Annotated in this window: 25 protein-coding genes; 20 read left to right on the plus strand and 5 right to left on the minus strand. The window is 37.9% G+C overall.

The genetic code is table 11. From position 1 onward, the window contains the following. Positions 1-103: 103 nt before the first annotated feature. The 7 genes from CJZ72_RS05585 (at position 104) to gshAB (ending at position 11,786) form a co-directional block, all read left to right on the plus strand. A complete protein-coding gene (locus CJZ72_RS05585) occupies positions 104-2,077 on the plus strand; it encodes a hypothetical protein (protein ID WP_198324545.1) in 1,974 nt (657 codons plus the stop codon). Further along, entirely contained in the window at positions 2,070-2,699 is a 630-nt protein-coding gene (locus CJZ72_RS05590; RefSeq protein WP_081133728.1) for an ATP-binding cassette domain-containing protein, read from the plus strand. Before CJZ72_RS05585 ends, CJZ72_RS05590 begins: the two co-directional genes overlap by 8 nt. Positions 2,700-3,091: 392 nt before the next feature. Beyond that, positions 3,092-3,778 (plus strand): ribonuclease III, encoded by a 687-nt coding sequence (gene rnc / locus CJZ72_RS05595; protein WP_016177197.1) that lies wholly within the window; start codon positions 3,092-3,094, stop codon positions 3,776-3,778. 22 nt (positions 3,779-3,800) lie between these two features. Beyond that, a complete protein-coding gene (gene smc, locus CJZ72_RS05600; RefSeq protein WP_095443679.1) occupies positions 3,801-7,379 on the plus strand; it encodes a chromosome segregation protein SMC in 3,579 nt (1,192 codons plus the stop codon). 8 nt (positions 7,380-7,387) lie between these two features. Further along, positions 7,388-8,197, plus strand: a complete 810-nt coding sequence (locus CJZ72_RS05605) for a Cof-type HAD-IIB family hydrolase (protein WP_081133730.1) — start codon at positions 7,388-7,390, stop codon at positions 8,195-8,197. A gap of 10 nt (positions 8,198-8,207) precedes the next feature. Then, complete coding sequence (gene ftsY / locus CJZ72_RS05610; RefSeq protein ID WP_081133731.1) at positions 8,208-9,206, plus strand: signal recognition particle-docking protein FtsY; 999 nt, start codon at positions 8,208-8,210, stop codon at positions 9,204-9,206. A gap of 306 nt (positions 9,207-9,512) precedes the next feature. Next, the gene (gshAB, locus tag CJZ72_RS05615; protein WP_179135129.1) at positions 9,513-11,786 is read left to right on the plus strand and encodes a bifunctional glutamate--cysteine ligase GshA/glutathione synthetase GshB; all 2,274 of its coding nucleotides are present in this window, start codon (positions 9,513-9,515) and stop codon (positions 11,784-11,786) included. A gap of 163 nt (positions 11,787-11,949) precedes the next feature. Here the strand turns inward: gshAB and CJZ72_RS05620 are convergent, their stop codons facing one another. Further along, positions 11,950-12,396 (minus strand): YueI family protein, encoded by a 447-nt coding sequence (locus CJZ72_RS05620; RefSeq protein WP_081133733.1) that lies wholly within the window; start codon positions 12,394-12,396, stop codon positions 11,950-11,952. A 147-nt stretch (positions 12,397-12,543) separates the two neighbouring features. Between CJZ72_RS05620 and CJZ72_RS05625 the strand changes: the two genes are divergently transcribed. The 4 genes from CJZ72_RS05625 to CJZ72_RS05640 are packed head-to-tail and all read left to right on the plus strand — an operon-like array spanning position 12,544 to position 16,170. Continuing rightward, the gene (locus tag CJZ72_RS05625; protein WP_005880693.1) at positions 12,544-13,494 is read left to right on the plus strand and encodes an ABC transporter permease; all 951 of its coding nucleotides are present in this window, start codon (positions 12,544-12,546) and stop codon (positions 13,492-13,494) included. Next, a complete protein-coding gene (locus CJZ72_RS05630) occupies positions 13,487-14,443 on the plus strand; it encodes an iron chelate uptake ABC transporter family permease subunit (protein ID WP_081133734.1) in 957 nt (318 codons plus the stop codon). The genes CJZ72_RS05625 and CJZ72_RS05630 overlap by 8 nt, the downstream gene beginning before the upstream one ends. Next, positions 14,440-15,195 (plus strand): iron ABC transporter ATP-binding protein, encoded by a 756-nt coding sequence (locus tag CJZ72_RS05635; protein ID WP_095443680.1) that lies wholly within the window; start codon positions 14,440-14,442, stop codon positions 15,193-15,195. Before CJZ72_RS05630 ends, CJZ72_RS05635 begins: the two co-directional genes overlap by 4 nt. Positions 15,196-15,216: 21 nt before the next feature. After that, positions 15,217-16,170, plus strand: coding sequence for a siderophore ABC transporter substrate-binding protein (locus CJZ72_RS05640; protein WP_081133736.1), 954 nt, complete (start codon positions 15,217-15,219; stop codon positions 16,168-16,170). 243 nt (positions 16,171-16,413) lie between these two features. Here the strand turns inward: CJZ72_RS05640 and CJZ72_RS05645 are convergent, their stop codons facing one another. Next, positions 16,414-16,710, minus strand: coding sequence for a hypothetical protein (locus CJZ72_RS05645; RefSeq protein ID WP_081133737.1), 297 nt, complete (start codon positions 16,708-16,710; stop codon positions 16,414-16,416). A 237-nt stretch (positions 16,711-16,947) separates the two neighbouring features. Between CJZ72_RS05645 and CJZ72_RS05650 the strand changes: the two genes are divergently transcribed. The 3 genes from CJZ72_RS05650 to CJZ72_RS05660 are packed head-to-tail and all read left to right on the plus strand — an operon-like array spanning position 16,948 to position 18,858. Beyond that, a complete protein-coding gene (locus tag CJZ72_RS05650; RefSeq protein ID WP_081133738.1) occupies positions 16,948-17,529 on the plus strand; it encodes a GNAT family N-acetyltransferase in 582 nt (193 codons plus the stop codon). Between the two features lie 47 nt (positions 17,530-17,576). Further along, entirely contained in the window at positions 17,577-17,933 is a 357-nt protein-coding gene (locus CJZ72_RS05655) for an iron-sulfur cluster biosynthesis family protein (RefSeq protein WP_005880681.1), read from the plus strand. A 25-nt stretch (positions 17,934-17,958) separates the two neighbouring features. Then, positions 17,959-18,858: a metallophosphoesterase gene (locus tag CJZ72_RS05660; protein WP_081133739.1), complete on the plus strand. Its 900-nt coding sequence runs from the start codon at positions 17,959-17,961 to the stop codon at positions 18,856-18,858. A 35-nt stretch (positions 18,859-18,893) separates the two neighbouring features. Here CJZ72_RS05660 and CJZ72_RS05670 read toward each other — a convergent pair whose 3' ends face one another. Beyond that, entirely contained in the window at positions 18,894-20,078 is a 1,185-nt protein-coding gene (locus tag CJZ72_RS05670; protein ID WP_232509786.1) for a hypothetical protein, read from the minus strand. Positions 20,079-20,297: 219 nt separating this feature from the next. Continuing rightward, the gene (locus tag CJZ72_RS05675) at positions 20,298-21,032 is read right to left on the minus strand and encodes an MIP/aquaporin family protein (protein WP_005880675.1); all 735 of its coding nucleotides are present in this window, start codon (positions 21,030-21,032) and stop codon (positions 20,298-20,300) included. Positions 21,033-21,350: 318 nt separating this feature from the next. Here CJZ72_RS05675 and CJZ72_RS05680 point away from each other — a divergent pair, with 318 nt between their 5' ends. The 6 genes from CJZ72_RS05680 (at position 21,351) to CJZ72_RS05705 (ending at position 25,705) form a co-directional block, all read left to right on the plus strand. After that, complete coding sequence (locus CJZ72_RS05680) at positions 21,351-21,761, plus strand: CidA/LrgA family protein (protein WP_005880673.1); 411 nt, start codon at positions 21,351-21,353, stop codon at positions 21,759-21,761. After that, positions 21,754-22,455: an LrgB family protein gene (locus tag CJZ72_RS05685; RefSeq protein ID WP_005880671.1), complete on the plus strand. Its 702-nt coding sequence runs from the start codon at positions 21,754-21,756 to the stop codon at positions 22,453-22,455. Before CJZ72_RS05680 ends, CJZ72_RS05685 begins: the two co-directional genes overlap by 8 nt. 63 nt (positions 22,456-22,518) lie before the next feature. Next, a complete protein-coding gene (locus tag CJZ72_RS05690) occupies positions 22,519-24,039 on the plus strand; it encodes a helix-turn-helix domain-containing protein (protein ID WP_081133740.1) in 1,521 nt (506 codons plus the stop codon). A 5-nt stretch (positions 24,040-24,044) separates the two neighbouring features. After that, entirely contained in the window at positions 24,045-24,266 is a 222-nt protein-coding gene (locus CJZ72_RS05695) for a DUF2829 domain-containing protein (protein WP_005880667.1), read from the plus strand. Beyond that, positions 24,263-25,024: a 3-oxoacyl-ACP reductase gene (locus CJZ72_RS05700; RefSeq protein WP_081133741.1), complete on the plus strand. Its 762-nt coding sequence runs from the start codon at positions 24,263-24,265 to the stop codon at positions 25,022-25,024. The genes CJZ72_RS05695 and CJZ72_RS05700 overlap by 4 nt, the downstream gene beginning before the upstream one ends. A gap of 171 nt (positions 25,025-25,195) precedes the next feature. Continuing rightward, positions 25,196-25,705, plus strand: coding sequence for a QueT transporter family protein (locus CJZ72_RS05705; RefSeq protein WP_081133742.1), 510 nt, complete (start codon positions 25,196-25,198; stop codon positions 25,703-25,705). 128 nt (positions 25,706-25,833) lie between these two features. Here the strand turns inward: CJZ72_RS05705 and CJZ72_RS05710 are convergent, their stop codons facing one another. Further along, positions 25,834-26,391, minus strand: a complete 558-nt coding sequence (locus CJZ72_RS05710; RefSeq protein WP_081133743.1) for a biotin transporter BioY — start codon at positions 26,389-26,391, stop codon at positions 25,834-25,836. Positions 26,392-26,783: the final 392 nt, after the last annotated feature.

Genomic DNA, 26,783 nt, shown 5'->3' on the forward strand with positions numbered 1-26,783 from the left:
ATCAAGTAGGACCTTGTCGCAGTTCATGAGGTTTCATGTATTGAAAATAGTTCGGGTATTATTTTAGAGTAGGTTTTATTCGAGTATTCTTTTTTTTTAAATAATGAAAAAAATATATTCTTTTTTCTTTTTATTTACTGTCGTTAGTTTTTTCTATAGTATGTCCTTTATTGGCACAGAAGTAATCAAATCAGCAATTCCAAGTGTCCACTCAAGCATTATGATGGAAACAGTAGACGGACAGAAAAACAATCAAGAAATATTCCAAAAAATCGCCCACTATGCTCGCGAAAAACAGGTATCTATACATAAATTGATTTTTAGAATTGGCGAAGATGGTCAGACAAAAAAGGAGATCTATACGTTTGATAAAATAAAAAATTCTACATATAGTTATCCAGTGATTCCTTCAGACTATCCGACATTTTTTTATGATTATTCCGAATTAACAAATGAAGAAGTACTTGGCTTATATTTGATAACCGAAGCACCTCCTAAAGACATGAAAGAGGAATTATATAAGAATGGAATCGGGGTCGAAATTGAACAGACTCAGTGGTTTTTCTATTTTGCTTCGATGTTGTTCGGTAGTATCGGACAATTATTCTTTATTCTTTTCTTATGCTTGATTGTAGCATTAGGATTCTATAAATCCTCGATCCGTAAAAAAATAGGAATCAGAGAGATGCTAGGCTGTCCAAACTATCGCCTTATTTTAAGAGATATTGGTTGTGACGTCGGGTTGTTTGCAGGAATCTTAGGAGCTTTTCTTTTTTTCTACCCTCATATGCAGTTTCTTTATGGCCCGATTCTTATTTTTGGAATCATATGTATTGGTCTTCTTCATGTATCGAGTAGCTACTTTTTTGCTTTAGGTACTATTACTAGAAAAATCAAAGGAGAAAAACCATACACGTGGCTAGCGAACACCAATCTCTTACTTAAAGCAATGATCATGGTGTGCATGATTCTCAATGTGGCAATGCTCTCGGCAAAAATGACTGAGAATAAAATCCTGCAGGAACAACTAAATTACTGGACACAGATTCCAGATTACTACCATCTGCAATTTAGCAATAGTACTCAATTACTACCAAATTTTAAACAAAGCAAGGAGCAACAAAAAGAAAACTCCAGCCAAATAAATCAGTTATTATTACCTCTGATAGAAAAAGGGGAGCAATCAGGCGGTGTTTTTCTAAGTGATCTAGAGTTGATGGCACAGCATCCACTTTATAATTATGTTGATAAAAATGCTCTCTGGGTTGCTAACCAGAATGCCGTTCGAGAGCTAAATGTAAAGGATAGGAGCGGAAATGTAATCCAGAGGTTAGATGAACATTCTTTCCATCTATTGGTTCCTGAAAATAAGAGAAGGCATACCAGTATTATTATGAAAGAAATAGAGAAGGATCTAAATTTTTATCAACATCCATTTGACTACGAAAGCACTGTATATCAAGGAGAATTAAACATACTGTATACACAATCAAATCAAGTACTTTTTAATTATAATCATCAATTATGGGAAAACATGTATGCTTTTGATCCTGTGATTGTAGTGATTTCGCTACCGTTGATCGAACCAAATATCGATAGTTGGATAGCTGATATTTCGAATGGGACGTATCTATTTCGTGAAGCAACAGAAGTTCAGCACTTTATCCAAGAGCATCAACTACAGAAAGAATTTTTTGGTTTGATTGCTGTGAAAGACCAGATCAATGAGACTATTGTAAAAAATTGGTTTGAATACTATACAGCAGTGATAACTTGGTTTTTCTTGATTACTAGTTTTGTGGCAATAGAAGGCTATTCAAGTATGGTTTATATTCAAATGAACAGTAAACGTCTTTTTCTTCAATATATCTTTGGAAAAACTTTGTGGCAGCGCCATCGAGATTATTACCTTAAAATGAGTGTCAGTTCTTTTGTCGTATTAAGTAGTTTATCTTTCTGGAGAGCAGAGTGGTTAGCGAGCTCGATAGCAGTAGCTATCTTTGAAATGAGTTTACTTTTAGTTATGACTTACATTGCTGAAAAAAAACAACGACTTGAGGTGATTAAAAATGATTGAAGTGAGAGGCATCTCAAAAAAATTTAATGAAAAAGTGGTTTTCGAAGAGTTATCTTTTACTGTAGATAGCGGTTCGATGATAGCGATCATTGGAGAAAGTGGTTCTGGTAAAACAACACTATTAAATTGTTTGGGACAACTTGAGGAAGTAGATAAAGGTGAGATCTTCATAAATGGGGAAAAAATCTTGCGAAAACACAAACGGAAATTTTTTCAAGAACAGGCGGGTTTTCTATTTCAAAATTTTGCTTTGATCGACAATGAAACGGTGAAAAAAAATTTGCAATTGGCAACAAAAGATCAATCAAAAATAGTTGCCGCATTGGAAAAATTTCAAGTAGAACAGTTGTTAAACCAAAAAATATTTCGTTTGAGCGGTGGAGAGCAGCAACGTGTGGCGTTAGCACGTCTATTCTTGAAGGACCCACCATTAATTTTTGCTGATGAACCAACAGCTTCATTAGATCAGAAAAATAAAGAAATCGTGATCCAAACTCTGCAAGAATTGAACCGACAGGGAAAGACAGTTATAGTTGTGACGCACGATTTAGAATTAGCCAAGCGGTTAGGCCGAGTCATCGATCTTACTGAGTTGAAAAAATCTGATTACTTGCTATCTTAAAATCGAAATAAATAGGTACAGTGAGCTGAAATATGAGCGTGGGACAAAAGTAAGAAACACTTTTGTCTCATTCTTTAAAAACGGATAAACGGTGGGAGCAGAAGCAACTCCTTCTTAAATAAGCCGAAATTCACAAAAATTTGAAAAGCAACTTTCGTGAACCTCTTCTTATTTCTTGGAGTTAAACACTTCTGTCCCAGCCTCGTATTTCGGCTTATTTGTGGTGTCTATAGCCTTCATTGCTTACTTTTTCTAGAATGGATAGCAAAAATCAAAATTTTTGGGGTGTTTATTAAGGCTTTGCTTACCTTTTATTTCAACCATTTCAAATTTATGAAAAAACCAGTATAATAAGGAAGTATTGAAAAAATATCCATAAAGGAATGTGGAAAATGGACAATCAGCTGACAAAAGAACTAAAAGAAAAGTATACTATCGTTTTTCACGATCTAAATCTACTTGAACAAGCTTTTACCCATTCATCCTATGTGAATGAGCATCGCAACCTTCAATTATCTGATAACGAACGATTGGAATTTCTAGGAGATGCCGTCTTAGAGTTGATGGTCTCTGAATATCTATATCGTTTATATCCAGATATTCCAGAAGGGAAATTGACGAAGACCCGTGCCGCAATCGTACGTGAAGATAGCTTATCAAAATTTGCAAAAGAATGTGGTTTTGATAAATACATCATGTTAGGCAAAGGGGAAGAAAATTCTGGAGGACGTACTAGACCAGCACTTCTTTGTGATCTGTTTGAAGCCTTCTTAGGCGCTTTGTATCTAGATCAAGGTTTTGAAGCAGCCCATGACTTTCTAAAAGCGGTCGTCTTTCCAAAAGTTAAAGCAGGTGCTTTTTCACATGAGATGGATCATAAAACGAAACTACAAGAAGTATTGCAAAAATCAGGGGACGTCTTCATTGAATATCGCTTGATCAAGGAAGAAGGACCCGCCCATGAACGTATTTTTTGGATCGAAGTATACGTTGACAACAAATTGATCGGGACAGGTCAAGGAAAATCGAAAAAATTAGCAGAACAAGCTGCTGCTGAAAATGCACTAGCAGCATTGTAAAAAGTGAGTGAGGGAATGCTTAGTGTATTTAAAACGAATTGAAATAGCTGGGTTTAAATCCTTTGCGGATAAAACAGTGATTGATTTCGAAAACAGTGTAACAGCAGTTGTTGGGCCAAACGGAAGCGGAAAAAGCAATATTACGGAAGCCATCCGTTGGGTCTTAGGCGAGCAGTCAGCTAAAAGTCTTCGTGGCGGAAAAATGCCTGATATTATTTTTGCTGGTTCAGATACGAGAAAACAACTAAATGTAGCGGAAGTCACAGTTACTTTGGATAATACGGACCATTATCTTCCATTAGATTACAACGAGATCAGCGTGACTAGACGGTATCGCAGAACAGGCGAAAGCGAGTTTTATATCAATAAACAAGCTTGTCGATTGAAAGATATCCAAGAATTATTTATGGACTCTGGGCTAGGTAAAGAATCATTTTCGATTATTTCGCAAGGAAAAGTCGAAGCAATCTTTAGCAGTAAACCAGAAGACCGCCGTGGAATCTTTGAGGAAGCAGCAGGGGTCTTGAAATATAAGCAACGTAAGAAAAAAGCAGAACAAAAATTGTTCGAAACAGAAGATAACCTTAGCCGTGTGCAAGATATTATCCACGAATTGGCAGAACAATTGGCGCCTTTATCTGTTCAAAGTGAAACAGCTAAAAAATTCTTACGCCTAAAAGAAGACTTGACGCAAACAGATATTGCTTTGATGATCGCAGAGATCAAAGCAGCGAAAAAAGATTGGGAAGAGAAACAAGCAAGACTTGTTCAATTCAATCAAGAATTGTCTTCTTTGACCACACAGATCCAAGCGCAAGAAGAAGTCTTGGCAGACAAACGCAAACAAAATATGCAGGCAGATCGCCAGATCGAAAAGGGGCAACAAACATTACTTGCTTTGTCCGAGAGTTTAAAACAAGCAGAAGGTCAAAAAGATGTGTTGCTTGAGCGGACAAAACATACACAAAAAAGTTCTGCAGAGTATCAAACCTCTTTAGCGGAAGCGCAGAAGAAAGTCAGACACTTCGAAAAGATGCAAGAAAACTTGACTAAAGAAGTGAATGAAAAAGAAATAGAGATCCAACAAGCGCAAACTCAGTTGATGAAGACCCAACAAGAATTAGAGAAATACCAAAAATCAACCAAAGAATTGTTGGCTGAATTACGCGATCAATATGTTGATTTGATGCAAGAACAGGCAAATGTGGGGAATGAACTGAAATATCTAGAACGCCAATATTTGCAAGAAACATCAAAAAGCAAACAGGCGTTGGCAAAACAATCAGAAGTGGAAGCTTCCGTGCTAGAGTTGACAGCCAAACGTCAGGAGTTGTCAAAGAAACAAGAACATCTCCAAACAGGATTAGCAGCAAATAAAAATGAACTGGAAAAAATCCAACTAAATGGAAAAAAATACCAGGATCAATTAGCACAAGAACAACCAAAAATGTATCAGTTGATGAATCAGGTGCAACAATTGCGCGCACGCCAAAAAAGTTTACAGGAGATCCAAGAAAATTATTTTGGTTTTTATCAAGGGGTACGTTTGGTTTTACAACACAAACAACAACTGTCAGGGATCATCGGAGCTGTAGCTGAATTGATCGATGTGCCATCTTCTTTCACTTTGGCGATTGAAACAGCTTTAGGTGGGGCGGCTCAACATGTCATCGTGGAAAATGAACGCGATGCGCGTCAGGCAATCACTTATTTGAAACAGCAAAGAGGTGGCCGTGCAACTTTCTTACCTCTGACAACGATCAAACCTCGACAATTGCCAGCTCATATTCTTTCACAAGCTGAAGCTGTAGACGGCTTTTTAGGCATTGCGAGTGAACAAGTGACTTTTCCTGATAAGATCCAAACAGTTGTCCATAATTTGTTAGGAACGATTCTATTAGCTAAGGATCTCGAGAGTGTTAATGCCATCGCCCAAACCATTCGCTATCAGTACCGAGTTGTTTCATTGGAAGGTGATGTGATGAACGCCGGCGGTTCGATGACCGGTGGGGCGAATAAACGTGGAAATCAAGGAAGTTTATTCTCACAAAACCAAGAATTAAAACAATTGACAGTAGCGTTTGAAGAAGCAGATCAACAACTGCAACTTCAAGAAAAGAAAGTACAAGAATTACAGCAAGAAGTAACGATTTTGGCTGAAAAACAAGAAGTTTTGCGTACGCAAGGAGAACAGTTGCGACTTGAAGAGCAAGAAGTAACGAACCACTTGCAAAACATCATGAATGATTTAGCTCGTTTTGAAAAAGAAAAGCAAGTATCGAATTTTGAAACACGTGAACTACAGCAATTTATTGAAACGTATCAGAAGCAGCAATCAGAGCTTACAGCAAGACAGAGCGAAATCGAGTTGCAACGCCAACAGATTGATGAAGAAATCAAATCACTTAGTCAAGAAAGTGATCAGATGGAAGCAAAAAGAGCCCAAGTCCAAGCTGAAAAAGCGCAAGAACAAGCAGATCTGGCTGTTTTAAAAGAACAATTCAATCATTTACAGATTCAATTGCGAGGAGCACGTGTCCAAAAAAATGAAGCATTGGAACGTCAAGAAAGTTTGGAAAAGCAGCTAGCAAATTTAACAGCTGATTTTACAGACCATGAGATGACAGAAGAAAGTTTAGAGAAAAAAATCGGCGAGCTATCAGCGAAACGTGAAGCATTACAAATAGAATTAACAACAACTAAGGCACAGCGTGAGAATATCCAGAAAGAAATCGACCAGCTTGAAATCGTGTTGGCAGAACAAAATCGCCAACAAAAAATCCAACTGACAGAACAATCGAAACTGGAAGTGCAAAAAGACCGGGCAGAAGTACTTCTTGATACTCATTTAGGTTACTTACAAACGGAATATCAAATCAGTTTTGAAAAAGCAATCGTTGACTATGAAGAAACAGAAGATGTAGCAGCGAGTCGTGTTGAAGTTGCGTCATTGAAAGAACAGATCGAGGACTTAGGCCCCGTCAACTTGAGTGCTATCGAACAATTTGAACAAGTCAATGAGCGACATACATTTTTAGCGACTCAACGGGATGATTTGTTGTCTGCGAAAAATCAGCTTTTTGAAACGATGGAAGAGATGGATGACGAAGTACGTACACGATTCAAAGAAGTCTTTGAGGCAATTCGTCAAGAATTCAAAGTGGTATTTCCGAATATGTTTGGTGGCGGACGTGCGGAGTTAGTGCTGACAGATCCAACAGATCTTTTGAAAACAGGGATTGAGATTGAAGTTCAACCACCAGGAAAAAAATTACAAAGTTTGAGTTTGCTTTCAGGTGGAGAAAGAGCGTTGACAGCTATTGCTTTGCTGTTTTCGATCATTCGAGTCTGTCCAGTTCCATTCTGTATTTTAGATGAGGTTGAAGCTGCATTAGATGAAGCAAACGTGAAACGCTTTGGACGCTATTTAAGTGACTTCCAAGATGGCACACAATTCATCGTGGTCACACACCGTAAAGGAACGATGGTTGCTGCCGATGTTTTATACGGCGTGACGATGCAGGAATCGGGAGTTTCAAAAATCGTTTCGGTTCGTATGGAGGATATCAACGAAGAAGGAAAAATGGAAACGAAAGTGTAGGAAAATAAATGATCAAATTAATTGCGATTGATTTAGATGGTACATTGTTAGATGAAGAGAAAAAAATCTCAAATGAGAATAAGCGTGTGTTGGCCGAAGCCAAAGCAAAAGGGGTCAAGATCGTGTTATGTACAGGGCGCCCATTAGCAGCGATGGCTCACTATCTGCAAGAACTAGGTTTAGTAGATGAAGGCGATTTTAGCATTACTTTCAATGGAGGTCTGGTCCAAAAAAATGACACAGGCGAAATCATGGAAAAGAAAGTGATGACAGTCGCAGATATCCATCGATTGTATGATTTAGCCCAACAGTTGGATTTGCCGCTAGATGTTTTATCAGATAATCGGGTGTTGCAGTTGCCAAGTGCGCCCAAGAAGCAATCACTATATAATGTGTTGAATAAATTGCTGCAATTTCAACCAGCAACATTGGCAGATATTACAGATGAATTTGTATTGAATAAAGCAGTCATTGCTTACCCACAAGAAGAATTAGATCCAAAAATCAAAAAGATACCAGCTACATTCCATGAAAGATATGAAATCATCAAAACACGAAGCATGCTTTTAGAATTCATGCCTAAGGGTGTCACAAAAGCTTATGGAATCTCTCTATTAGCGAAAGATCTAGGATTAGAACCGGCAGAAATTATGGCAATCGGGGATGAAGAAAATGATTTACCGATGATCGAATATGCTGGATTAGGTGTAGCGATGGAAAATGCGGTGCCAGCTGTGAAAGAATCAGCAGATTACATTACTTCAAGCAATGTTGAAAATGGTGTGGCAAAAGTCATTCAAAAATTTGTTTTAGATTAGGAGGGAACTTATGGGATTCTTTGATAAGATCAAACGTGCGTTTACTGGAGAAGAACAACCAGAAGAAGTCGAAGTACAAGAAAAGTACGACAAAGGACTAGAAAAAACCCGAAAAACATTTGGGGAACGCATGAATGAGTTATTTGCAAATTTCCGAACAGTAGATGAAGATTTCTTTGAAGAATTAGAAGAAACGCTGATTGGCGCAGATGTGGGCTTTGAAACAGCGATCCAGATTACGGAAGCGCTCCGGCAAGAAGTAAAACTCCGGAATGCGAAAAAACCAGCAGAGATCCAAAATGCAATCATTGAAAAATTAGTTGATCTGTATGAAGAAGAGGGAATCAACGAAGTCAATGAATTGAACATTCAAGAAGATGGCTTGACAGTCATCTTGTTTGTCGGCGTGAACGGAGTTGGAAAAACCACAAGCATCGGGAAACTTGCGCATCAGTATAAAAACGAAGGCAAGAAAGTCTTGCTGGCTGCCGCTGATACTTTCCGTGCAGGTGCGATCGACCAACTAGTTGTGTGGGGCGAACGTGCTGGGGTAGAAGTAGTTCGTGGAAATGCCGGAGGCGACCCTGCGGCTGTTGTCTATGATGCAATGGAACGAGCGAAAAATGACCAAGTGGATGTTTTATTGGTGGACACAGCAGGCCGTTTGCAAAATAAAGTCAATTTAATGAATGAATTGGAAAAAATCAAACGTGTCATCCAACGGGAATTACCAGAAGCACCCCATGAAACTTTACTTGTCCTTGATGCGACAACTGGTCAAAACGCAATGGTCCAAGCGAAACAATTCAAAGAAACGACGGATGTTACTGGGTTAGTATTGACGAAACTAGATGGTACGGCAAAAGGCGGGATCGTATTAGCCATCCGTAATGAATTGCATCTACCAGTCAAACTAGTCGGTCTTGGCGAAGGTATCGATGATTTGGAACCATTCGAGCCAAACGATTTTGTTGTGGGCTTGTTCAAAGGATTGTTAAAAGAAGAATAAAATCTGTTATGACTGTTCTTTGAAAGAAAGTACCTGATTTAGGGGAAAAACTACTATGATCAACTGAATAATTGATCACACAAACGTAGCTAAAGAAAAAGCTGGAGTACCATGAGAATATGAAAATATTTTCTGGTTCTTCAGCTTCTTTTTTAGAATGAGAAGAGGACATAAGAAAGTAAGATGGGGCTCTACATAAAAGTAGATTAAAGTTGATTTTTTCTTTTTTCTCATTTTAAAACAATTTCGTTCTTTTTCTAGAGGTTTTTTACTATAATTAGAGGCATATGAACTGGAGGACAATGAATAATGAATTATAAATATTTACTCTTGCATCCTAACTCACGTCCGTTTATCGATCAAGCACGTTTTGGCGTTGAACGTGAAGGACAACGAGTGGATCTGACAGGAGCTTTAGCACGAACCGATCACCCTGAAGTATTTGGTGATCGAGCATTCCATCCCTATATCCAAACAGATTTTAGCGAAACACAAATTGAATTGATCACACCCGTCACTGATTCAGTGGAGGAACTATTCCAATATTTAGCGGCTATTTATGATGTCGCTTCTCGGTCGATCTCTGATGAGGAAATGATCTGGCCGTTAAGTATGCCTCCTGCACTACCGACGAAAGACGAAGAAATCATGATCGCAAAATTAGCGAATTTCGAAGATGTACTTTATCGCCGCTATCTAGCCAAAGAGTATGGAAAAAGAAAACAGATGGTGAGCGGTATCCATTTCAATTTTGAATTTGGCGATGATTTATTACGATCATTGTTTGCGCAACAAACGGAATTTCCTGATTTTACATCATTTAAAACAGAACTTTATCTAAAAACGGCGCGAAATTTCTTGCATTACCGTTGGTTGATCACTTATCTATATGGTGCTTCTCCTTTGAGTGAAGCAAATTATTTCGTCGATAAACCTGCACCAAGTGAGCCGATTCGAAGTATTCGTAACAGTTCATTTGGCTATACGAATCATCCAAATGTCAAAGTATCTTATTCATCAATGGAACGCTATTTATCCGATATCGAACAGATGGTGGAAGAAGGAAAATTGTCAGAAGAAAAAGAATTTTACACACCTATACGCTTCCGTGGCGGGAAACGAGTAGCGGATCTGACGACAACTGGAGTACGATACATCGAGTTGCGAAACATTGACCTGAATCCCTATGCACGTCTCGGGATCAATCCAGAACAAGTGGAATTTTTGCAACTATTTTTGACGTACATGTTGTGGGTAGAAGAAGAACAAGAACCAGATGCTTGGGTAAAAGAAGGTACGGATAAAAATGAAGTAGTTTCTCTTGAACACCCATTGAAGCAAACCGCTTTTCTTGAAGAAGGGCTTAAGGTATTGAATGGGATGAAAGAAATGTTGATCGAGTTAGAACAGCCAACAGCGATCCCTTTGATTGAGAAAATGATCGAGAAAATGCTACAACCAGCAGAGACTTTAGCAGGAAAAATCTATCAAGAAGCAAAGGAAAAAAGTCAGCACGAATTTGCCCTGAACCTAGGTAAAAAATATGATGAAGAAGCACATGCACGTCCTTATCAATTAGCAGGTTTTAGAGATATGGAACTTTCTACACAACTCTTTTTATTTGATGCGATCCAAAAAGGAGTAGAAGTGAAAGTAATTGATGAAGCTGATCAATTTTTACGATTACAACATCAGGAACATATCGAATATGTGAAAAATGCAAATATGACAAGTAAAGATAGCTATATCGTTCCTTTGATCATGGAGAATAAGACAGTCACGAAGAAAATTTTAAAAGAAGCAGGATTCCGTGTACCAAATGGTGCAGAATTTACATCAATGGAAGAAGCGATAAAAGCATATCCGCGATTTGCCAAGCAAGCATTTGTGATCAAACCGAAGTCTACGAATTATGGGCTAGGAATCACTATCTTCAAAGATGGAGCAAGCTTAGAAGATTATCAAGCGGGATTAGCTATCGCATTTAGTGAGGATGTTTCTGTTTTAGTCGAGGAATTTATGCCGGGAACGGAGTACCGTTTCTTTGTGATCAACGGTGAGGTCCAAGCTATCTTGCTTCGAGTTCCTGCAAATGTCGTAGGGGACGGTGTGCGAACAGTAGAGGAGTTAGTTGCTGAAAAGAACCTTGATCCGTTACGAGGAACGAACCATCGCGCGCCATTGGAACTGATCCAACTGGGAGAGTTAGAACAATTGATGTTGAAGGAACAGGGATTAACGGTATCTTCTGTACCCGCTAAAGACAAAATCGTTTATTTGAGGGAAAATTCAAACATCAGTACTGGAGGCGACTCCATTGATGTGACGGATGAATTTTCTGAAGAATATAAACAAATTGCAGTTTCAGCGGTGGAAGCATTAGGTGCGAAAATCAGTGGAATCGATTTGATCATTCCAGATAAAGAAGTAGACCCTGAGAAAAATCCAACTGCCTATGGAATCATTGAAGCGAACTTTAATCCAGCGATGCATATGCATGTCTATCCATTTGCAGGAAAAGGCAGAAGACTGACAATGAATGTTTTACAATTGTTATATCCAGAAATTTTTGAAAAGTAACAGAGCGAAAAAAACATATTTATCTCTTCTGCTAGACCAAAATAATTGGGACAAATCTAAAAATCAGTTTTGCTACAGACTCTGATTCCGAATAAAACGACCGCCAAAAGTTAGGATTCCTGACTTTTGGCGGTCGTTTCAGTTGGGAAAATACTTATTTGAATTAAAACAAGCGATCCCACAAACTTTTCTTTTTGTTTTTTTCTTCGGGTTCTGCTTGTTCTTCTTTGGGATATTTTTCTTCTATGTCAATGACTGGTTCATTCACCGCTTGTTTCGCAGCTAAGAGTAACCCAATGCTGTCTGGAGCGTCGGAGACAAAGTCATTGACGACTGTAAAACGGATATTGTTCTTCGTTGCAAGCTGGATGTATTGATTTTGGATCGCAATTGGGGTTTCACCATTCAAGAGAATCGTTGCATCAGGTTGCTTTTCAATTTCTTCAATGAATTTCTCCTTGTTTAGCGGATCTTTCATCTCAGCGATCGTCATACTCAAATAACAACGTTCACGAAAAGTACCTAAATATTTGTGTTGTTCCTCGGGATTTACTAATGGGGTACCATACATTCCTTTGTCTAAATGGCTTTGTACATCGTCTTTTGACATCGGATTATCCTCCTTCTCAGTTCTTCTAATAGGATTATAACATAGAAGATGAAAATGCTTAAAAAAGAAAAAAGCGGTTGCTTTTGTTCAAACCTTCACTTAGAATAAGAATGAGAATCATTATCAATTAGAAACGAGGAGGATTTTATGCGGTACTTTTGGTTAATTGCTGCCTTGATTGGACTAGGCTGCTGTTCCTTATTTATCGGTGTATCAAATGTGCAGTTTTCTGACCTGATTCACTTAAGGGGACAAAGTACCCAACTTTTTTTAGCGACTCGCTTCCCTCGAACGATTTGTTTGATCTTAGTTGGAGCGACAAGTAGTATTTGTGGACTGATCATGCAGCACTTGACTCAAAATAAATTTGTTTCACCAACGACTGCGGGGACGATGGATAGTGCAAGATTGGGAATCTTAGTCGTTATGTTATTTTTACCTCAGGCACCTTTACTTTTACGTTCTCTGACAGCTTTTTTCTTTGCTTTCGTAGGAACACTTTTATTTTTATCTTTTGCACGGTTATTTCCGCAAAAAAATCAGCTTATGCTCCCGTTAGTCGGAGTAATGTTGGGGAATATCATTGGTTCTGTAGCGTCTTTTTTTGCTTACCAATTTCAATTGGTACAAAACATGTCTTCATGGCTACAAGGAAATTTTGCGACGATCATACGTGGTGAGTATGAATTATTGTATGTAACGGTTCCTTTATTGGTGGTTATTTACATCTTTGCGTACCGCTTTACCATTGTTGGCTTAGGTGAATCTTTTGCAGTCAACCTAGGGATTAATTATAAAAAAATGCAATTATTAGGAATAGGACTTGTTTCTTTTGCGAGTGCAATCGTATTGATCATGGTTGGAACGATTCCATTTCTTGGTGTGATCATTCCCAATATCACTGCTAAGCTATATGGGGATCAGGTACATAAAACGTTGGGATTCACTGCACTATTGGGGAGTGTCTTCTTACTTGCTTGTGACATCATCGCTCGAGTTGTTATTTATCCCTATGAAGTACCGGTCAGCGTGGTGGTGGGGATCATTGGCGGTATTATTTTCCTTTATTTGCTGGTTAGGAGGAAAAAGAATGCATAGAAAAAGGATACGATTTACCCTTTTGGTTATCCTTACCCTAGGAGTGATCGCCAGCTATTTGATGATCAATACCTATGGGAATTGGCAATTCGCCTGGGCACTTCGCAGTAAAAAAATTTTTGCATTTCTTTTGGTTTCTCTCGCTACAAGCAGTGCAACGATCAGTTTCCAAACGATCACACAAAATCAATTTTTGACCCCATCTGTTTTAGGATTGGATTCATTGTATGTATTGGTACAGACAATTCTCTTCTTTTTCTTTGGTGGAGTGACGATGCTGCAACAGGTAGGAACAGGGATGTTTTTACTGAATATTGGATTGATGGTGGGGTTGAGTCAGCTCTTATTCTTCTTTTTATTGAAGAAAGGTCAGACGAATGTCTTTCTTCTTTTAATGACTGGGATGATCTTAGGTACCTTGTTTAGCAGTATCAGCACTTTTTTACAAGTTGTCATGGATCCAAATGAATATGATCTTTTACAAGGAAAGCTCTTTGCTAGTTTTGGGAATATTCCAAATCAGTATTTATTGCCAGCTACGATCATCATTAGTTTGTCTTGGTTCTTCTTATTTTATAAAAGACACTATCTTGATGTGTTCCATCTTGGAAAAGAACAAGCAATCAATTTAGGGATTGATACAGATCATTTCCAGTTTTTGGTATTATGCTGTGTCAGTCTTCTGACGGGTACTGCTACTGCATTGGTGGGACCGATCACTTTTCTAGGGTTTATTGTAGCGAATATCAGTTATCGTTTCTTTGCTACTTATCGACATGGGGAATTGTTTCTAGGGAGTTTTTTGATTTCCGTCCTCTTTTTAGTGGGTGGGCAATTGCTCGTAGAACAGCTTTTTGGTTGGAACACGACTGTTAGTATTGTGGTGGAATTTTTAGGTGGCGTTTATTTTATTACAAAATTGATTCGTGAAAGGAAGACGATCACATGATCGACTTAAAAGAAGTTAGTAAGAACTATCATGAAAAAGCGGTGGTGAAAGGAGTCAATCTGACTATCAAGGAACAGCAATTGACGGCATTTATTGGACCGAATGGAGCAGGAAAATCGACAGTTCTGTCAATGATCAGTCGGCTGATTGCTAAGGATACGGGTGAAATTTATTTGGATCACAACGAGGTGAAGGCTTGGCGCTCAAAGGAACTAGCCAAAAAGCTATCCATTTTACGACAAACCAATACGATCAGTATGCAGATCACCGTCAAAGAATTAGTTGAATTTGGTCGTTTTCCTTATACAAAAGGGAAACTAACTACACACGATCAACAAATCGTCAAGGAATCGATGGAACATCTAGGTTTAGACGCATTAGCTGATCAAACGATCGATACACTTTCTGGTGGTCAGTTACAGCGAGCTTACATTGCGATGGTACTTGCCCAAGATACAGATTATATTTTGTTGGATGAACCGTTGAATAATCTGGATATGAATTTTGCTGTACAAATCATGCAGATTTTAAAAAAATTAGTGAACGAATTAGGAAAAACGATCATCATCGTTCTCCATGATATCAATTTTGCAGCGAGTTATGCAGATGAAATCATTGCCATGAAAGATGGAGAGTTATTTGTTCAAGGCACAACGAACGAAATTATCAAAAAAGAAGTTTTAGATGATTTGTATGAAATGGACATCCGAATTTGCGAAATTGAAGGACGCAGATTCTGTCTTTATTTCTAAAAAAATTAAAGGAGAAAAGAGATGAAAAGATTAGTACTTAGTGTTTTATTGATGGCAACATTTGGATTGGCGGCATGTGGGAATACTGGAAACAGTAGTACGGTGTCTACCCAAACAAGTAATACAACCGAACAAACGACCGTATCTATTAAAGACAGCAATGGAGATCGTGTGGAAGTACAAAAAAATCCACAAAAAGTCGTTGTTTTTGATAACGGGTCTTTAGATACATTAGATGCATTGGGCGTTGGGGATAGAGTGATCGGAGCAGCAACTAAAAATTTACCTAGTTATTTAGATAAGTATAAAGATGTAGAATCGGCTGGTGGGATCAAAGAGCCTGATTTAGAAAAAATCAATCAGTTGCAGCCTGATTTGATCATTATTTCTGGTAGACAAAGTGATTACAAAGAAGAACTAGCTAAGATTGCGCCAACCCTTTACTTAGCGGTCGATACAAAGGAACCGTGGGAATCTGTACAGCAGAATGTAAATGCGTTAGCTGAGATTTTTGGTAAAGAAGACAAAGCAAAAGAAGAACTAGCTACATTAACGAAAGAAATTGAGGAAACAAAAGAAAAAGCAAGCAAGCTTGAACAAACAGCTTTAGTTACGCTAGTGAACGAAGGACAGCTTTCAGCTTATGGTTCAGGTTCACGCTTTGGCCTTGTCCATGATGTATTTGGATTCAAACAAGCGGATGATCAAATTGAAGCTTCTACGCATGGACAAAGTGTTTCCTATGAGTATATCTTAGAAAAAAATCCAGGAATCCTTTTTGTTGTCGATCGTACGAAAGCAATTGGCGGAGATGACAGTAAAGATAACGTGTCGGCAAATGAATTAGTTGCGCAGACAGATGCTGGAAAAAATGATCAAGTCATTTCTTTACAACCAGATGTATGGTATTTAAGTGGCGGTGGCTTAGAATCAATGAAGTTGATGATAGAAGACGTCAATCAAGTATTCAACTAAAAAAAGACTAGAACAAAACGGAAAACGGCACGAAAACGAGGTCGAGACAAAAGTCGTTTAGGTTTGAGAAATTGAATAAAAAAACGAACAATACGCTTTTTGTATTGCTCGTTTTTTTTTTGAAATTCCCGAAAATCTGACTTTTAAACGCCGTTTATTTGAGAGAGGTTGGGACAGAAGTGTTTAACTCCGAGAAATAAGAAGAATGGATCGATATGGTCTTTTAGTTGGATCTTGAAGGGGTCAGATTTTTGTCTCTGCTAGTGCTCGGTAATTCAAAATATTCATTCTTCGATAGAAGTCAGCAGGAAGCTTTGTCCAATGTTTTAATAACTGATAAAAATAGCTTTCTTCTGCTTTGATCTTGTATTCACTCAGAATCAAACCAAATGAGCTTGATTTTTTTTGCGCTAATTTTTCAAAAATTGAAATTGCTTTTTGCTTATCATCATTGACAAACAAAGTTTTGACTTCAATGTAGGAACCTTCGATATTTTGTGTTTCTTCGATAAAGTAGATCGTTTTTGCGTATTCAGTCATAATGATTCCTCCAAGTTTTAATTAAATAAGATAACAATACTGAAAAAATGTTAACAAACCGTGAATAAAAGGTTATTCTTTTTCAAGTAATGTTTAAAGCTTTTTTATTTTCAAGCTTTTTTGATGGTACTTAAGGTTCATTTAAGAAAATATCAATGAAAATTCGTGAAACCCTTGATTCTGTCGCATATTTTCGATAAAGTAGTTAGAAATATATACGTAGGGGTGGGAAAGCCAATGGAATTACTGATTGATCGAAATTTAATTTTTGCCCAGCACCAAAGAATCGAAACAGAGCGTTTGATCTTGCGCCCAGTCACTTTAAAGGACACAGAGGATATGTACGAATATGGAAAAGATGAAGAAACAACGTATTATGTATTTCCTACGTACCAAACAATAGCTGATGCGAAACAGGGGATCGCTAATGTTTTCATGGCAGCTCCTCTAGGTAAATATGGTATCGAGTTGAAAAGCAATCATAAAATGATCGGTACCATCGATTTGAGAGTTAATGAAATACAGGATAATGCAGAACTTGGTTATGCATCAAATAAGGCGTATTGGGGAAACGGATATATGCCGGAAGCTGCCAGAGCATTATTGACACTTGGTTTTGAAGAATTAGCGCTTGTGAGGATCTTTGCGCAACATGACGTAGAGAATCCTAAATCTGGACGGGTCATGGAAAAAATCGGTATGAAGAAGGAAGGAATCATTCCTGATGCGAGACATTGGAAAGGGAAAATCGCTTCAACCGTTTTACGAGGCATCACAAAAAAAGAATGGCAGGAGCAACAGCACAAAAAAACAAGTTAGTTGCATCTAAAATATAAAATCAGTAAGCTATACTTGAGGTGATGACAATGGAACTATTGTTAACAGAGGAAGCAAAAGAAAAGATCCAATCTCAAGTCAATGCAGATGAACAATTATTATTAGATATTGAAGATGGTGATGGTCCATTCGCAGATACTCGGGTAACTTGCCAAATCGATACGTCCTTTCGTTTATTGATTGTCAAAAAGGATACGGACAAAGATTTGAGTTTATATTCAGAAACAGCGGAAACCACAGTTGGTCCGATCCGAATGAAAAAAAGTGCTTTGATGTATATGGATGACCCTACAACAATTGCAGTGGAACCAACGTATAATAGTCTTCAATTAAAGGGTCCAAGTGGTTTATTAAAAGGGAATTTACAAATGCTTCATAGAGACTAAGAAGAGAACAGAAGGTAGTCGTAAAATGGGAAAGTTAGCGATCATCAGTGATTTGCATGTTGACATCAACAAGTTTAGCGAAAATGAATTGCTGATCCTATGGCAAGTATTAAAAGAAAAAGAAATCACGCGCCTTCATTTGGCAGGTGATGTAGCGAACAAAGTAGATCGTTGTTTAGCTGTTGTGGAATATTTTGCAAAAAAAGGCTTGCCGACGACCTTTCATTTTGGCAACCATGAATTAGCTGATGTCAATGGCGAGGAAATGATGAATCATTTTCCAGATGCGCATTTTCTGAATGAACGCTATATTCCTCTTAATGAGAAACTAGTTTTAGTAGGAATGAACGGTTGGTATGATTATCGTTTTTCTGAATTGAAAGAGTTGGATGCCATCGTTCGAATGAAGAAACTTTACTGGTATGATCGGTTTATTCAGCGAGAAGGGACGGATCTTGAAGTGAATGATCGCTTGCTTCAAGAAACAAAAAATCTGTTGGATATCCTTTCTGCCAAACAGTTAAAGGTGATTTTTTCTACGCATTTTGTTCCTAAAAAAGACTTTATAGTGTATCAGTCAGCTCCCTATGAACGTTGGAATGATCTAAATGCTTTTTTAGGGTCAGAGTCATTGGGTGATTTAATGGATCAGTATGACAATATCACACATGTGGTCTTTGGACATACACATCGCAGGTTTGTCGACAAAGTCATTGGTGGCGCGACATATAGTTGCCGGCCATTTGGGTATTATTATGAATGGCAACTGACGAGAGACTTCGTTTTGATGAATCACTTGGTTGACAGCTACAATCCAATGAAATTGCGAACGTTATTGCGTGCGCATGATTCGGAGTTCAGCGCGTATCGTACGAAACATTTACATGAAGAATTTGAAAAAGCAATGACTGTTATTTTGTATTGATCCCATACAAAATAACAGTCATTTTTCAGTTGAAGTCAACGAGAAAGAGAATCCTTTTTTTTAGATTTTTGGATATAAGTCAATTTTGATGGCGATACTTTTGCGTATAGTTCTGCGATTGCCGTTTTTTGATAGTCTTCTTTTATAAGATTTTGAACTCTTGCTTTTGGAAGGCCATTTAAAGGGACAATAGAGAAATCGCGTTTCATCATATTGTTAAATCCATGATGAATGGTGTACTGTTTTTTTTGGATACTGGTTTTTTTCAGATGATAGATTAGCTTAAGAAGTGGATTTCTTGAATTTTTCCATGTTTTGTTAAGCTTTAAGAGTTTCTTTTTCATTTTTTTCCTTTCTTCATAATAAGAAAAAATACGATCTAATTTTTTATTTTCATTGTGATCATTGCCCTTTAAGGCATGGAGGAAGCGTCGACGCATCTGAAATGTAGCATTCTCTTTTACATTGTATTTTGGTGTAAGCTTTTCTTTACGCGTATCGATAGTTTGAAAAATATCTGTATGACAATGGTACAAAGCTGTTTTGAAAGCTGCATCGACACCAGCTATAATACAATTTCCTTCGATTTGTCTACTTAGGTTTATTTTTAAGTCTTTTGCTTGAGGCTCATTTGAAAGAGTAGTAAAGGCTTTTAAAATCCCATAATTCGACCACCTATCATAGCTAACAGTAGGGCTATTTCTGTAGATCTCATCAGAGTTTTTACTATCTAAAAGTAGTTCACTGAACTTTTCTATATTTTTCTCAGGGATCGTGAGATAGCTGCCAGTCCGTTGTTGAAAAAAACGTGCTTTGTCTAATATGGAAAGGACATACTGATCATTGTGTCTATGTATAAGTAATCCAGCCGCGTGTTTCTGTTCTCCTTCTGTCAAAAATTGGATGGGAAGGATCATGAAGGAGGTACGATCATCAGGCTTTAGGTTTTCCAGTAATTGTTTGATCTCGCCTTGTTTAGCAGATTGATAAAAATCAATGGTATTTTGTAAAGAGGTGAAGATAGCAGATTGCTGTTGTTTGGGTATAAAAAAATTTTGTTGATCTTGTGCAATCATTTTCTGATATGTCGTAAATAGTAACGTATAAAGTATCTTGCCATCCGAACCTGTCGAATGATACGAACCATTTTCTTTTAATGCAAGAAGTAAGGCTAAAAGTTCAGCTTTTCGTTCACTTTCAGTATAGTCAGTTATTGCCATGATAACGCTCCTTCGTTAATTTTTAGTGGTAGAGGGTAGTTGAAATGAGTGACTGCACCTTTCTTTGAGAATAAGTCGGAATCTTGGTTTCAATTGCTTCTTTTTTTCTTACTTTGTTACTGTATTATTCCATACTCAAAAGAGTAAACAGAATATATTTTTCCAAAAAAAAGAAAACTGGGTGCGAATTTTCGCATCCAGTTTTCTGCTTGACTTTGATTAAGCCATAAAGATGAATTTGTATAAGAAGACTGCAACAATACCGGCACAAATCGGTGCAACAACTGGCACCCAAGCGTAACCCCATTGTGATGAGCCTTTGTGTTTAAGTGGTAATAAAGCATGTACCAGACGTGGAGCAAAGTCACGGGCTGGGTTCAATCCAGGACCAGTAGGACCTCCAAGAGAAGCAACTAATGTCCAAACTAAGAAACCAAGTGCTAAATGAGCTGTACCAAGGTTATCTTGGAAGAATGGTGCTTTAGTGATACCTAGGGCACCAAAGAATAAAACGAATGAACCAAAGAATTCATTGACGAAACCATTGAATTTAGAACCAACACTATTGATAGTAGAGAATGTACCTAAAACATGGTTTACATCATCTGTTTGGTCATAGTATGGTTTGTAGCAAGCTACAACGATCAATTGACCAATTACGGCACCGACTAATTGAGCTGCAATATAAGGTAAAACTTCTGACCAAGGGAATAAGCCGTTTGATGCAAGAGCGATTGTGAATGCTGGGTTGATGTGGTTTCCGCTGATTCCGCCAAAGATCATTGCTGGGATCATAACCCCACAGCCATAACCTACAGCTATCAACATCCAGTCACTTCCGTAACCCTTCGTTCCTTTTAAATCTACGTTAGCTACAGCACCGTTTCCTAGAACGATCAATAAGGCTGTACCAATCATTTCCGCTGCTAGACGTGTCATAAGTGAGTAATCCATATATACCTCCAAAATATTATAAAAATGCAAAAAAAAAGAAACATCAACACAATAGGTGCAGTGTTTCGCCTGTCCTTTTCTTCCGTGGTCGCAATAAGTGCAGATTAAAAATGCGATTTCTATGTATGAAAGAAATCAGACCAACTTCCAAAAATCAACGTTCGAAACTTTCTCGCAAAACACCAACCTTAATTATAAATATACCAAAAAAAAACAAGTATTTTTTTCAAATGTTGTTGCTTAGAAACAGCATGTTTTGAAACTTTCAGAAAAAGTTTGTTAGTAAAATGAAAACAAGACATAAGGAGTGTTTCATATATGAAATTTTTTCAAGAGTTTTTTATCATTACATTTTTTTCTGTATTAGGAGAAGCGACACGAGTTTTTGCGCATCTACCTATTCCCGGAAGTATCCTTGGCATTTTATTCCTGTTTTTGGCATTTGAGATGCACTTGGTAAATCCTGAAAGATTAGGAGCAACAGGTGATTTTTTGTTGAATAACTTAACGATCCTTTTTGTACCTGCTGGAGTGGGCTTACTTGATTATTTTGACGATATTGCAACGATCTGGCCTATTTTGCTTGGTGCTGTTGTCGTTTGTTCCGTAGTGACAATGGTCGTAGCAGGAAAAACTGCAGAAGGTGTTGAAGCAATCGTCCGATATGTCACGAAGAAACGAAAAGCAAATGATCCAGAAATAGAGATGGAGGAACAACAAATTGACTGAATTTTTCCGTAATCCTTTGTTTGGTTTAAGTGTCACTTTAGGTGTGTATGTTCTATCCGATAAATTTTTGCGCAAATATAAATTACCAATCATCAATCCATTAGTTTTATCGATCCTCGTAATCATTTTATTTTTACATTTTTCTGGTATCGATTATCAAGACTACAATGTCGGTGGCAGCTTTTTGACGATGCTGATTACACCAGCGACAGTAGCATTAGCCATTCCGTTGTACAAGAACTTTCATTTATTGAAGGAAAATGTTTTTTCAGTCCTGGCAGCCATTATCGCCGGGATCGTTGCCAATTGTTTGGTCAGCGTAGGTATCGGCTATTTCTTTTCATTAAAGAAAGATATGGTTATTTCATTATTGCCAAAATCAGTAACTACAGCAATATCAGTGGATCTTTCTCATAGTATGGGCGGGGTAAATGCAGTCACACTTGCCATCGTTGTTTCAACAGGTATTTTTGGTTCATTGATTGCCACACATATTTTTCGAATATTCAATATTAAGAGTCCTGTCGCTCGTGGAGTTGCTTTAGGGAGTACTTCCCATGCAATCGGGACAGCTAAAGCAATTGAACTGGGCAAAATAGAAGGGATCGTTTCTGGTTTAGCAATCTGCGTCAATGGTATTCTAACAGTTTTCATCTTACCTTTATTGTTCCAACCATTTGCTGGCTTGTTTTAATGTCGAAGCAGTTGTTTTATGCTACAATGAAACCAACGTTCTAGCATAAAGGAGTGAGTGAAGTTGTATTTGTCATCTGAATATTTAAAGAGATTCGACAAAGATCTCTACTATAAAATCCTTCTGCTGGAAAGCTTTGAAGATCATGGATGGCATACAGCTGTGCAGCTTGCGCAAACAGTTCAATTAGATGCACGCAGTGTCTCGAAATATTTAAGTGAACTATCTAAAAATTATCAGCACTTTAGTGGGAAAGCACAACCTCTGTTTGTAAAGTCCCACCGTGCTGGTTATAATTTTCATGATTCCTTAGATTCGATCGAGCACGAGCGTTTTCTCATCTATCTTGTGCAAAATACGTTGAAATATCAATTATTGCATGATATTTTTTTTGAAGATTTCCACACGATGTATCAGTTTGCACAAAAACATTACATCAGTGAATCAACTGCTCACCGAAAAATCAATGAATGGAAACAACAATTAAAAGCCTATGGTATCTCTTTGCAACGTGGGGACTATGTGGCCCAGGGAGAAGAAGAAATCATTCGGCTCTATTTACATATGACTTTTTGGCAGTTGTTCCGTGGAAAGATCTGGCCGTTTGCGACGATTTCCCAAACAGATGTGAAAAAAATCGCAGAACAAATCATGGCTTTTTTTAATGTACGGTTGAATGAAATCAAAAAACGAAGGTTGGAATATATGTTGGGAGCCTTCTTTTTGCGTAAGTCTCAGAAACACTATGTGGACTTAAACAAGCGCAAACGGCGGTTGATTACAGATAATCCATTATTTAAACAATTTTGTCAGTGGATGCAACCGGTATTCCCAAACTATTTTCAAAACGAGGACGAGGTAGGCGCACTTTTTTTAGTGTTGATGACAAGAGAAGAATATTATACGGATGAAGAAATCCGTACCAGTATTTTTACGTTCCACCAAAAATATCAGACCCCGCCTTATACTGCACTTTATGAAGCGAAAGAAGCACTAGAATTCTACCAAACAGAACAAGGACTTCCAACAGAAACTTTATCTAAAGAAGCAGAAAACTATTTATTCAGTAGCCATTTATTTGCGTATCTTTTTCCGGAAGCAAAAGAAACGATTGATGGCAACGACAGTGATTTCATGAACCATCTAGTGATTGAAAACAAGGAATTAAAACATTGGCTCGATTTATTCTTTGAAGTAGAACGTAGAGAAGTCCGACATCCGGCTTTTCAAAATATTTCCTTTTTGATGGGGAGATATCTGACGGTTTTAAAAACAATGGGCGCATTCACTCAACAGTTGCCTCAGATAACGATTTTGCTAATGACAGATTTTCCGTTATTTGAAGAACAACTGATCGAAGAGGGGCTACGTAATTTTTTCCGCAATGACTATCAGTTGCTTTTTTTACCTACAGACTATCGTGGAAGAGATGTCGATTTGTTGCTTTCGACGAGCAAAGTTCACCGTAAGCCATGGGCAGACTTAGAATACTTTATCGTAACAGGCGAGTTACAATTGAAAGACTATATTGAACTTTTTGAAAAGATAAGACTGATCCAAGAAAAAAATAATCGCAGGAGATGAAGAAAATGACATTTGAAGAAATATTACCAGAAGTAAAAAAAGGAGCAAAAGTGATTCGTGAAGGCTGGAGTGGTTTTGAGCTTTACGTCGTTCTTGTATCAGGAGATGAATTTGACGGTTGTCCCGTTACTCCTTATTTTTTGATCAAAACTAGCGACGAAGGATTTTCTAGTTTTGCCCCAACTGTTTGCGATATCTTGGCAGATGACTGGGTCATTGTAAAATGAAAAACCACTATACAGATCTAGTTGAAAAAGTTGTTTTTGTGACTGGTGCAGCTTCGGGGATCGGACATGCACAAGCTAAAGCATTTTTAGAGCAAGGCGCCCAAGTTTTTGGACTGGATCAGCAAAATGGTGGGATGGGAGAACTTTCCACGAGTTATCCAGAATCTTTTATGTATTATTTGGGAGATATCACAAAAAAAGAAGTACTTTTAGAAGCGGTAGAAACCTGCCATCGTCACTTCGGTGAAGTAGAGATTTTATTGAATACGGCTGGGATACTTGATGCCTATCACCCGTTGTTAGAAACGGATGAAGCGTTGTGGGATCGGATATTTGCGGTCAATGTAAAAAGCATGTATCGTTTGACTCAATTGCTACTTCCAGAGATGCTTCAACGAACCTCTGGAACGATCATCAATATGGCTTCTATCGCTGGCTACGTGGCTGGTGGAGGCGGTGTTGCCTACACAAGTGCCAAGCACGCGATTATTGGGTTTACCAAACAATTAGCGCTCGACTATGCTTCCCAAGGTATTTGCGTAAAAGGAATCGCACCAGGAGCTATCCAAACGCCAATGAATGCGGCTGATTTTGCAGGAGATGGTGAAATGGCAGAATGGGTGGCAAATGAAACGCCAGTCAAACGCTGGGCCAAACCAGAAGAAGTGGCTGAATTGACGTTGTTTTTAGCAACACCTCAAGCCAGCTATATCCAAGGAGCAATCGTTCCGATCGATGGTGGTTGGCTCTTAAAATAGCTTTTTTGTTTGCTATTGTCAAACGAGCTATCGGTTATACGATCACTTATTCTTAAAGTATAGGCAGTATGACCAGAAAAAACTTACACTACGGCACTTCAGTTGGAAGAAAATTCCCATCCTTTGGTCGTAGTTATTACCAAGAATATTATCTTGCAAAGGAGAAAACAAATGGATCACAAAGAAGTAACCTCAAAAAATCGTTGGACGACAGCAGAAATTGCGCGAATGGCTTTGGTCACAGGTTTATATGTAGCAGTCACCCTTGTATTGTCTGTAATCAGTTTTGGTGCCATCCAAATACGGTTATCAGAAATGTTCAATTATCTGTCCCTCTATAATAAAAAATATATTTACGCTGTAACGCTAGGTGTAGCATTAGCTAACTTGGCTTCGCCACTTGGGTTGATCGATGTCGTTGTTGGCAGTGTCAGCACACTGATCGTCCTATTGCTCAATTATAGTGTGACGAAACGAGTAAAAAATATGAAACTGAAAATGGTGATTACAGCGCTTATTTTTGCATTCTCCATGTTTACAGTGGCAGGACAGTTAAAATTATTGTATCAAGCACCCTTTTTCTTTAATTGGGGAGTCATTGCTTTAGGCGAATTGGCTTCTATGATTGTGGGGGGCGTCATCATCTACTGGATCAGTAAAAAAATCGATTTGACTAAATAAAGTGTGAATTAAATGGTATAGCTTTGTGCATGAATGAACATGATAAAAATAAGTGGTGCACTACTGTCCCGCATTGATTGTCGAATAGTAGTGCACCGCTTATTTTTTTATTGTAATGGGGAAAATAGTTATTTTTTAGGTGAAGCAATAGTCGAGCGAGTAATCAGGTGCAGTCTTTTTCTCAATAAGATCCCTAGATAAGCCGCTGCAGTTCCTTTGATCAGTTCTGGGAGTAGGAAGGGAACGAACCCACTTAAAAATGCCGTTTGGATCGATAACCCGCCACTGATTTTCAACCAAAATGTGCCAAAAATCAAAGCAATCACAGAACCTAAGAGATTTGCAATAAAAGCTTGCGGATAATTTTCGCCCCATTTTTCAATCAGCCAACCAATCAGCAAGGTCTGAAAAATAAACCCAATCAAATATCCACCAGTAGGGCCAAATAGGACACCGATCCCACCAGTCATGCCAGAAAAAACAGGTAAGCCAATCAATCCTAGCAATAAGTAGATAAAGACGGCTACCGTTCCTGTTCGTTTACCAAGGAAGGTGGCGGTCAACCCGATTGCAAACGTTTGACCTGTTAAAGGAATGATACCTAAGGGGATGGTAAATTGAGAGAGGACAGCGATAATCGCTGCAAATTCAGCCGCAAGTATAAGTTCTTTCAAAGATTTTGTCATAAGCTCTCCTTTTCGTTAACTTTATATTTTTTATAGGTTAACGAAATTGTACGTGATATACATAGAATTGTAAAGAGAAAAAATGAAAATAAATTGATCATAACTAATGAGGCAGACTCAGAACTATTTAAACAAAAAAATAAGCCGAATACTCTGGAGAAAATGAACGTTTCCCCCAAATAGGAGCTTTTTAAGCAAACATTTTGGGGTGGGCTTCAAAAAACGACTCTCGGATTGTTCGGTTTATTTTTTAAGCTCGATTTAGGTGATAAGACAGAAATTTCCAAAATATGAAGAATTAATTTTGAAATTTCTGCTTTATTTGCTTAGAGTAAAACGCTTCTTTCACAACCTCTATCTACGGTGTTCAAAGAGCTGACCTTCGGCAATAA

This window comes from Enterococcus durans (assembly GCF_002277935.1).
Lineage (GTDB): Bacteria > Bacillota > Bacilli > Lactobacillales > Enterococcaceae > Enterococcus_B > Enterococcus_B durans.

Excerpts from the sequence above, each read along its gene's own strand:
- CJZ72_RS05585 (WP_198324545.1), top strand. The coding sequence starts at position 104 with ATGAAAAAAATATATTCTTTTTTCTTTTTATTTACTGTCGTTAGTTTT.
- CJZ72_RS05590 (WP_081133728.1), top strand. The coding sequence starts at position 2,070 with ATGATTGAAGTGAGAGGCATCTCAAAAAAATTTAATGAAAAAGTGGTT.
- rnc (WP_016177197.1), top strand. The coding sequence starts at position 3,092 with ATGGACAATCAGCTGACAAAAGAACTAAAAGAAAAGTATACTATCGTT.
- CJZ72_RS05605 (WP_081133730.1), top strand. The coding sequence starts at position 7,388 with ATGATCAAATTAATTGCGATTGATTTAGATGGTACATTGTTAGATGAA.
- ftsY (WP_081133731.1), top strand. The coding sequence starts at position 8,208 with ATGGGATTCTTTGATAAGATCAAACGTGCGTTTACTGGAGAAGAACAA.
- CJZ72_RS05620 (WP_081133733.1), bottom strand. The coding sequence starts at position 12,396 with ATGTCAAAAGACGATGTACAAAGCCATTTAGACAAAGGAATGTATGGT.
- CJZ72_RS05625 (WP_005880693.1), top strand. The coding sequence starts at position 12,544 with ATGCGGTACTTTTGGTTAATTGCTGCCTTGATTGGACTAGGCTGCTGT.
- CJZ72_RS05630 (WP_081133734.1), top strand. The coding sequence starts at position 13,487 with ATGCATAGAAAAAGGATACGATTTACCCTTTTGGTTATCCTTACCCTA.
- CJZ72_RS05635 (WP_095443680.1), top strand. The coding sequence starts at position 14,440 with ATGATCGACTTAAAAGAAGTTAGTAAGAACTATCATGAAAAAGCGGTG.
- CJZ72_RS05640 (WP_081133736.1), top strand. The coding sequence starts at position 15,217 with ATGAAAAGATTAGTACTTAGTGTTTTATTGATGGCAACATTTGGATTG.
- CJZ72_RS05645 (WP_081133737.1), bottom strand. The coding sequence starts at position 16,710 with ATGACTGAATACGCAAAAACGATCTACTTTATCGAAGAAACACAAAAT.
- CJZ72_RS05650 (WP_081133738.1), top strand. The coding sequence starts at position 16,948 with ATGGAATTACTGATTGATCGAAATTTAATTTTTGCCCAGCACCAAAGA.
- CJZ72_RS05655 (WP_005880681.1), top strand. The coding sequence starts at position 17,577 with ATGGAACTATTGTTAACAGAGGAAGCAAAAGAAAAGATCCAATCTCAA.
- CJZ72_RS05660 (WP_081133739.1), top strand. The coding sequence starts at position 17,959 with ATGGGAAAGTTAGCGATCATCAGTGATTTGCATGTTGACATCAACAAG.
- CJZ72_RS05670 (WP_232509786.1), bottom strand. The coding sequence starts at position 20,078 with ATGGCAATAACTGACTATACTGAAAGTGAACGAAAAGCTGAACTTTTA.
- CJZ72_RS05675 (WP_005880675.1), bottom strand. The coding sequence starts at position 21,032 with ATGGATTACTCACTTATGACACGTCTAGCAGCGGAAATGATTGGTACA.
- CJZ72_RS05680 (WP_005880673.1), top strand. The coding sequence starts at position 21,351 with ATGAAATTTTTTCAAGAGTTTTTTATCATTACATTTTTTTCTGTATTA.
- CJZ72_RS05695 (WP_005880667.1), top strand. The coding sequence starts at position 24,045 with ATGACATTTGAAGAAATATTACCAGAAGTAAAAAAAGGAGCAAAAGTG.
- CJZ72_RS05700 (WP_081133741.1), top strand. The coding sequence starts at position 24,263 with ATGAAAAACCACTATACAGATCTAGTTGAAAAAGTTGTTTTTGTGACT.
- CJZ72_RS05705 (WP_081133742.1), top strand. The coding sequence starts at position 25,196 with ATGGATCACAAAGAAGTAACCTCAAAAAATCGTTGGACGACAGCAGAA.
- CJZ72_RS05710 (WP_081133743.1), bottom strand. The coding sequence starts at position 26,391 with ATGACAAAATCTTTGAAAGAACTTATACTTGCGGCTGAATTTGCAGCG.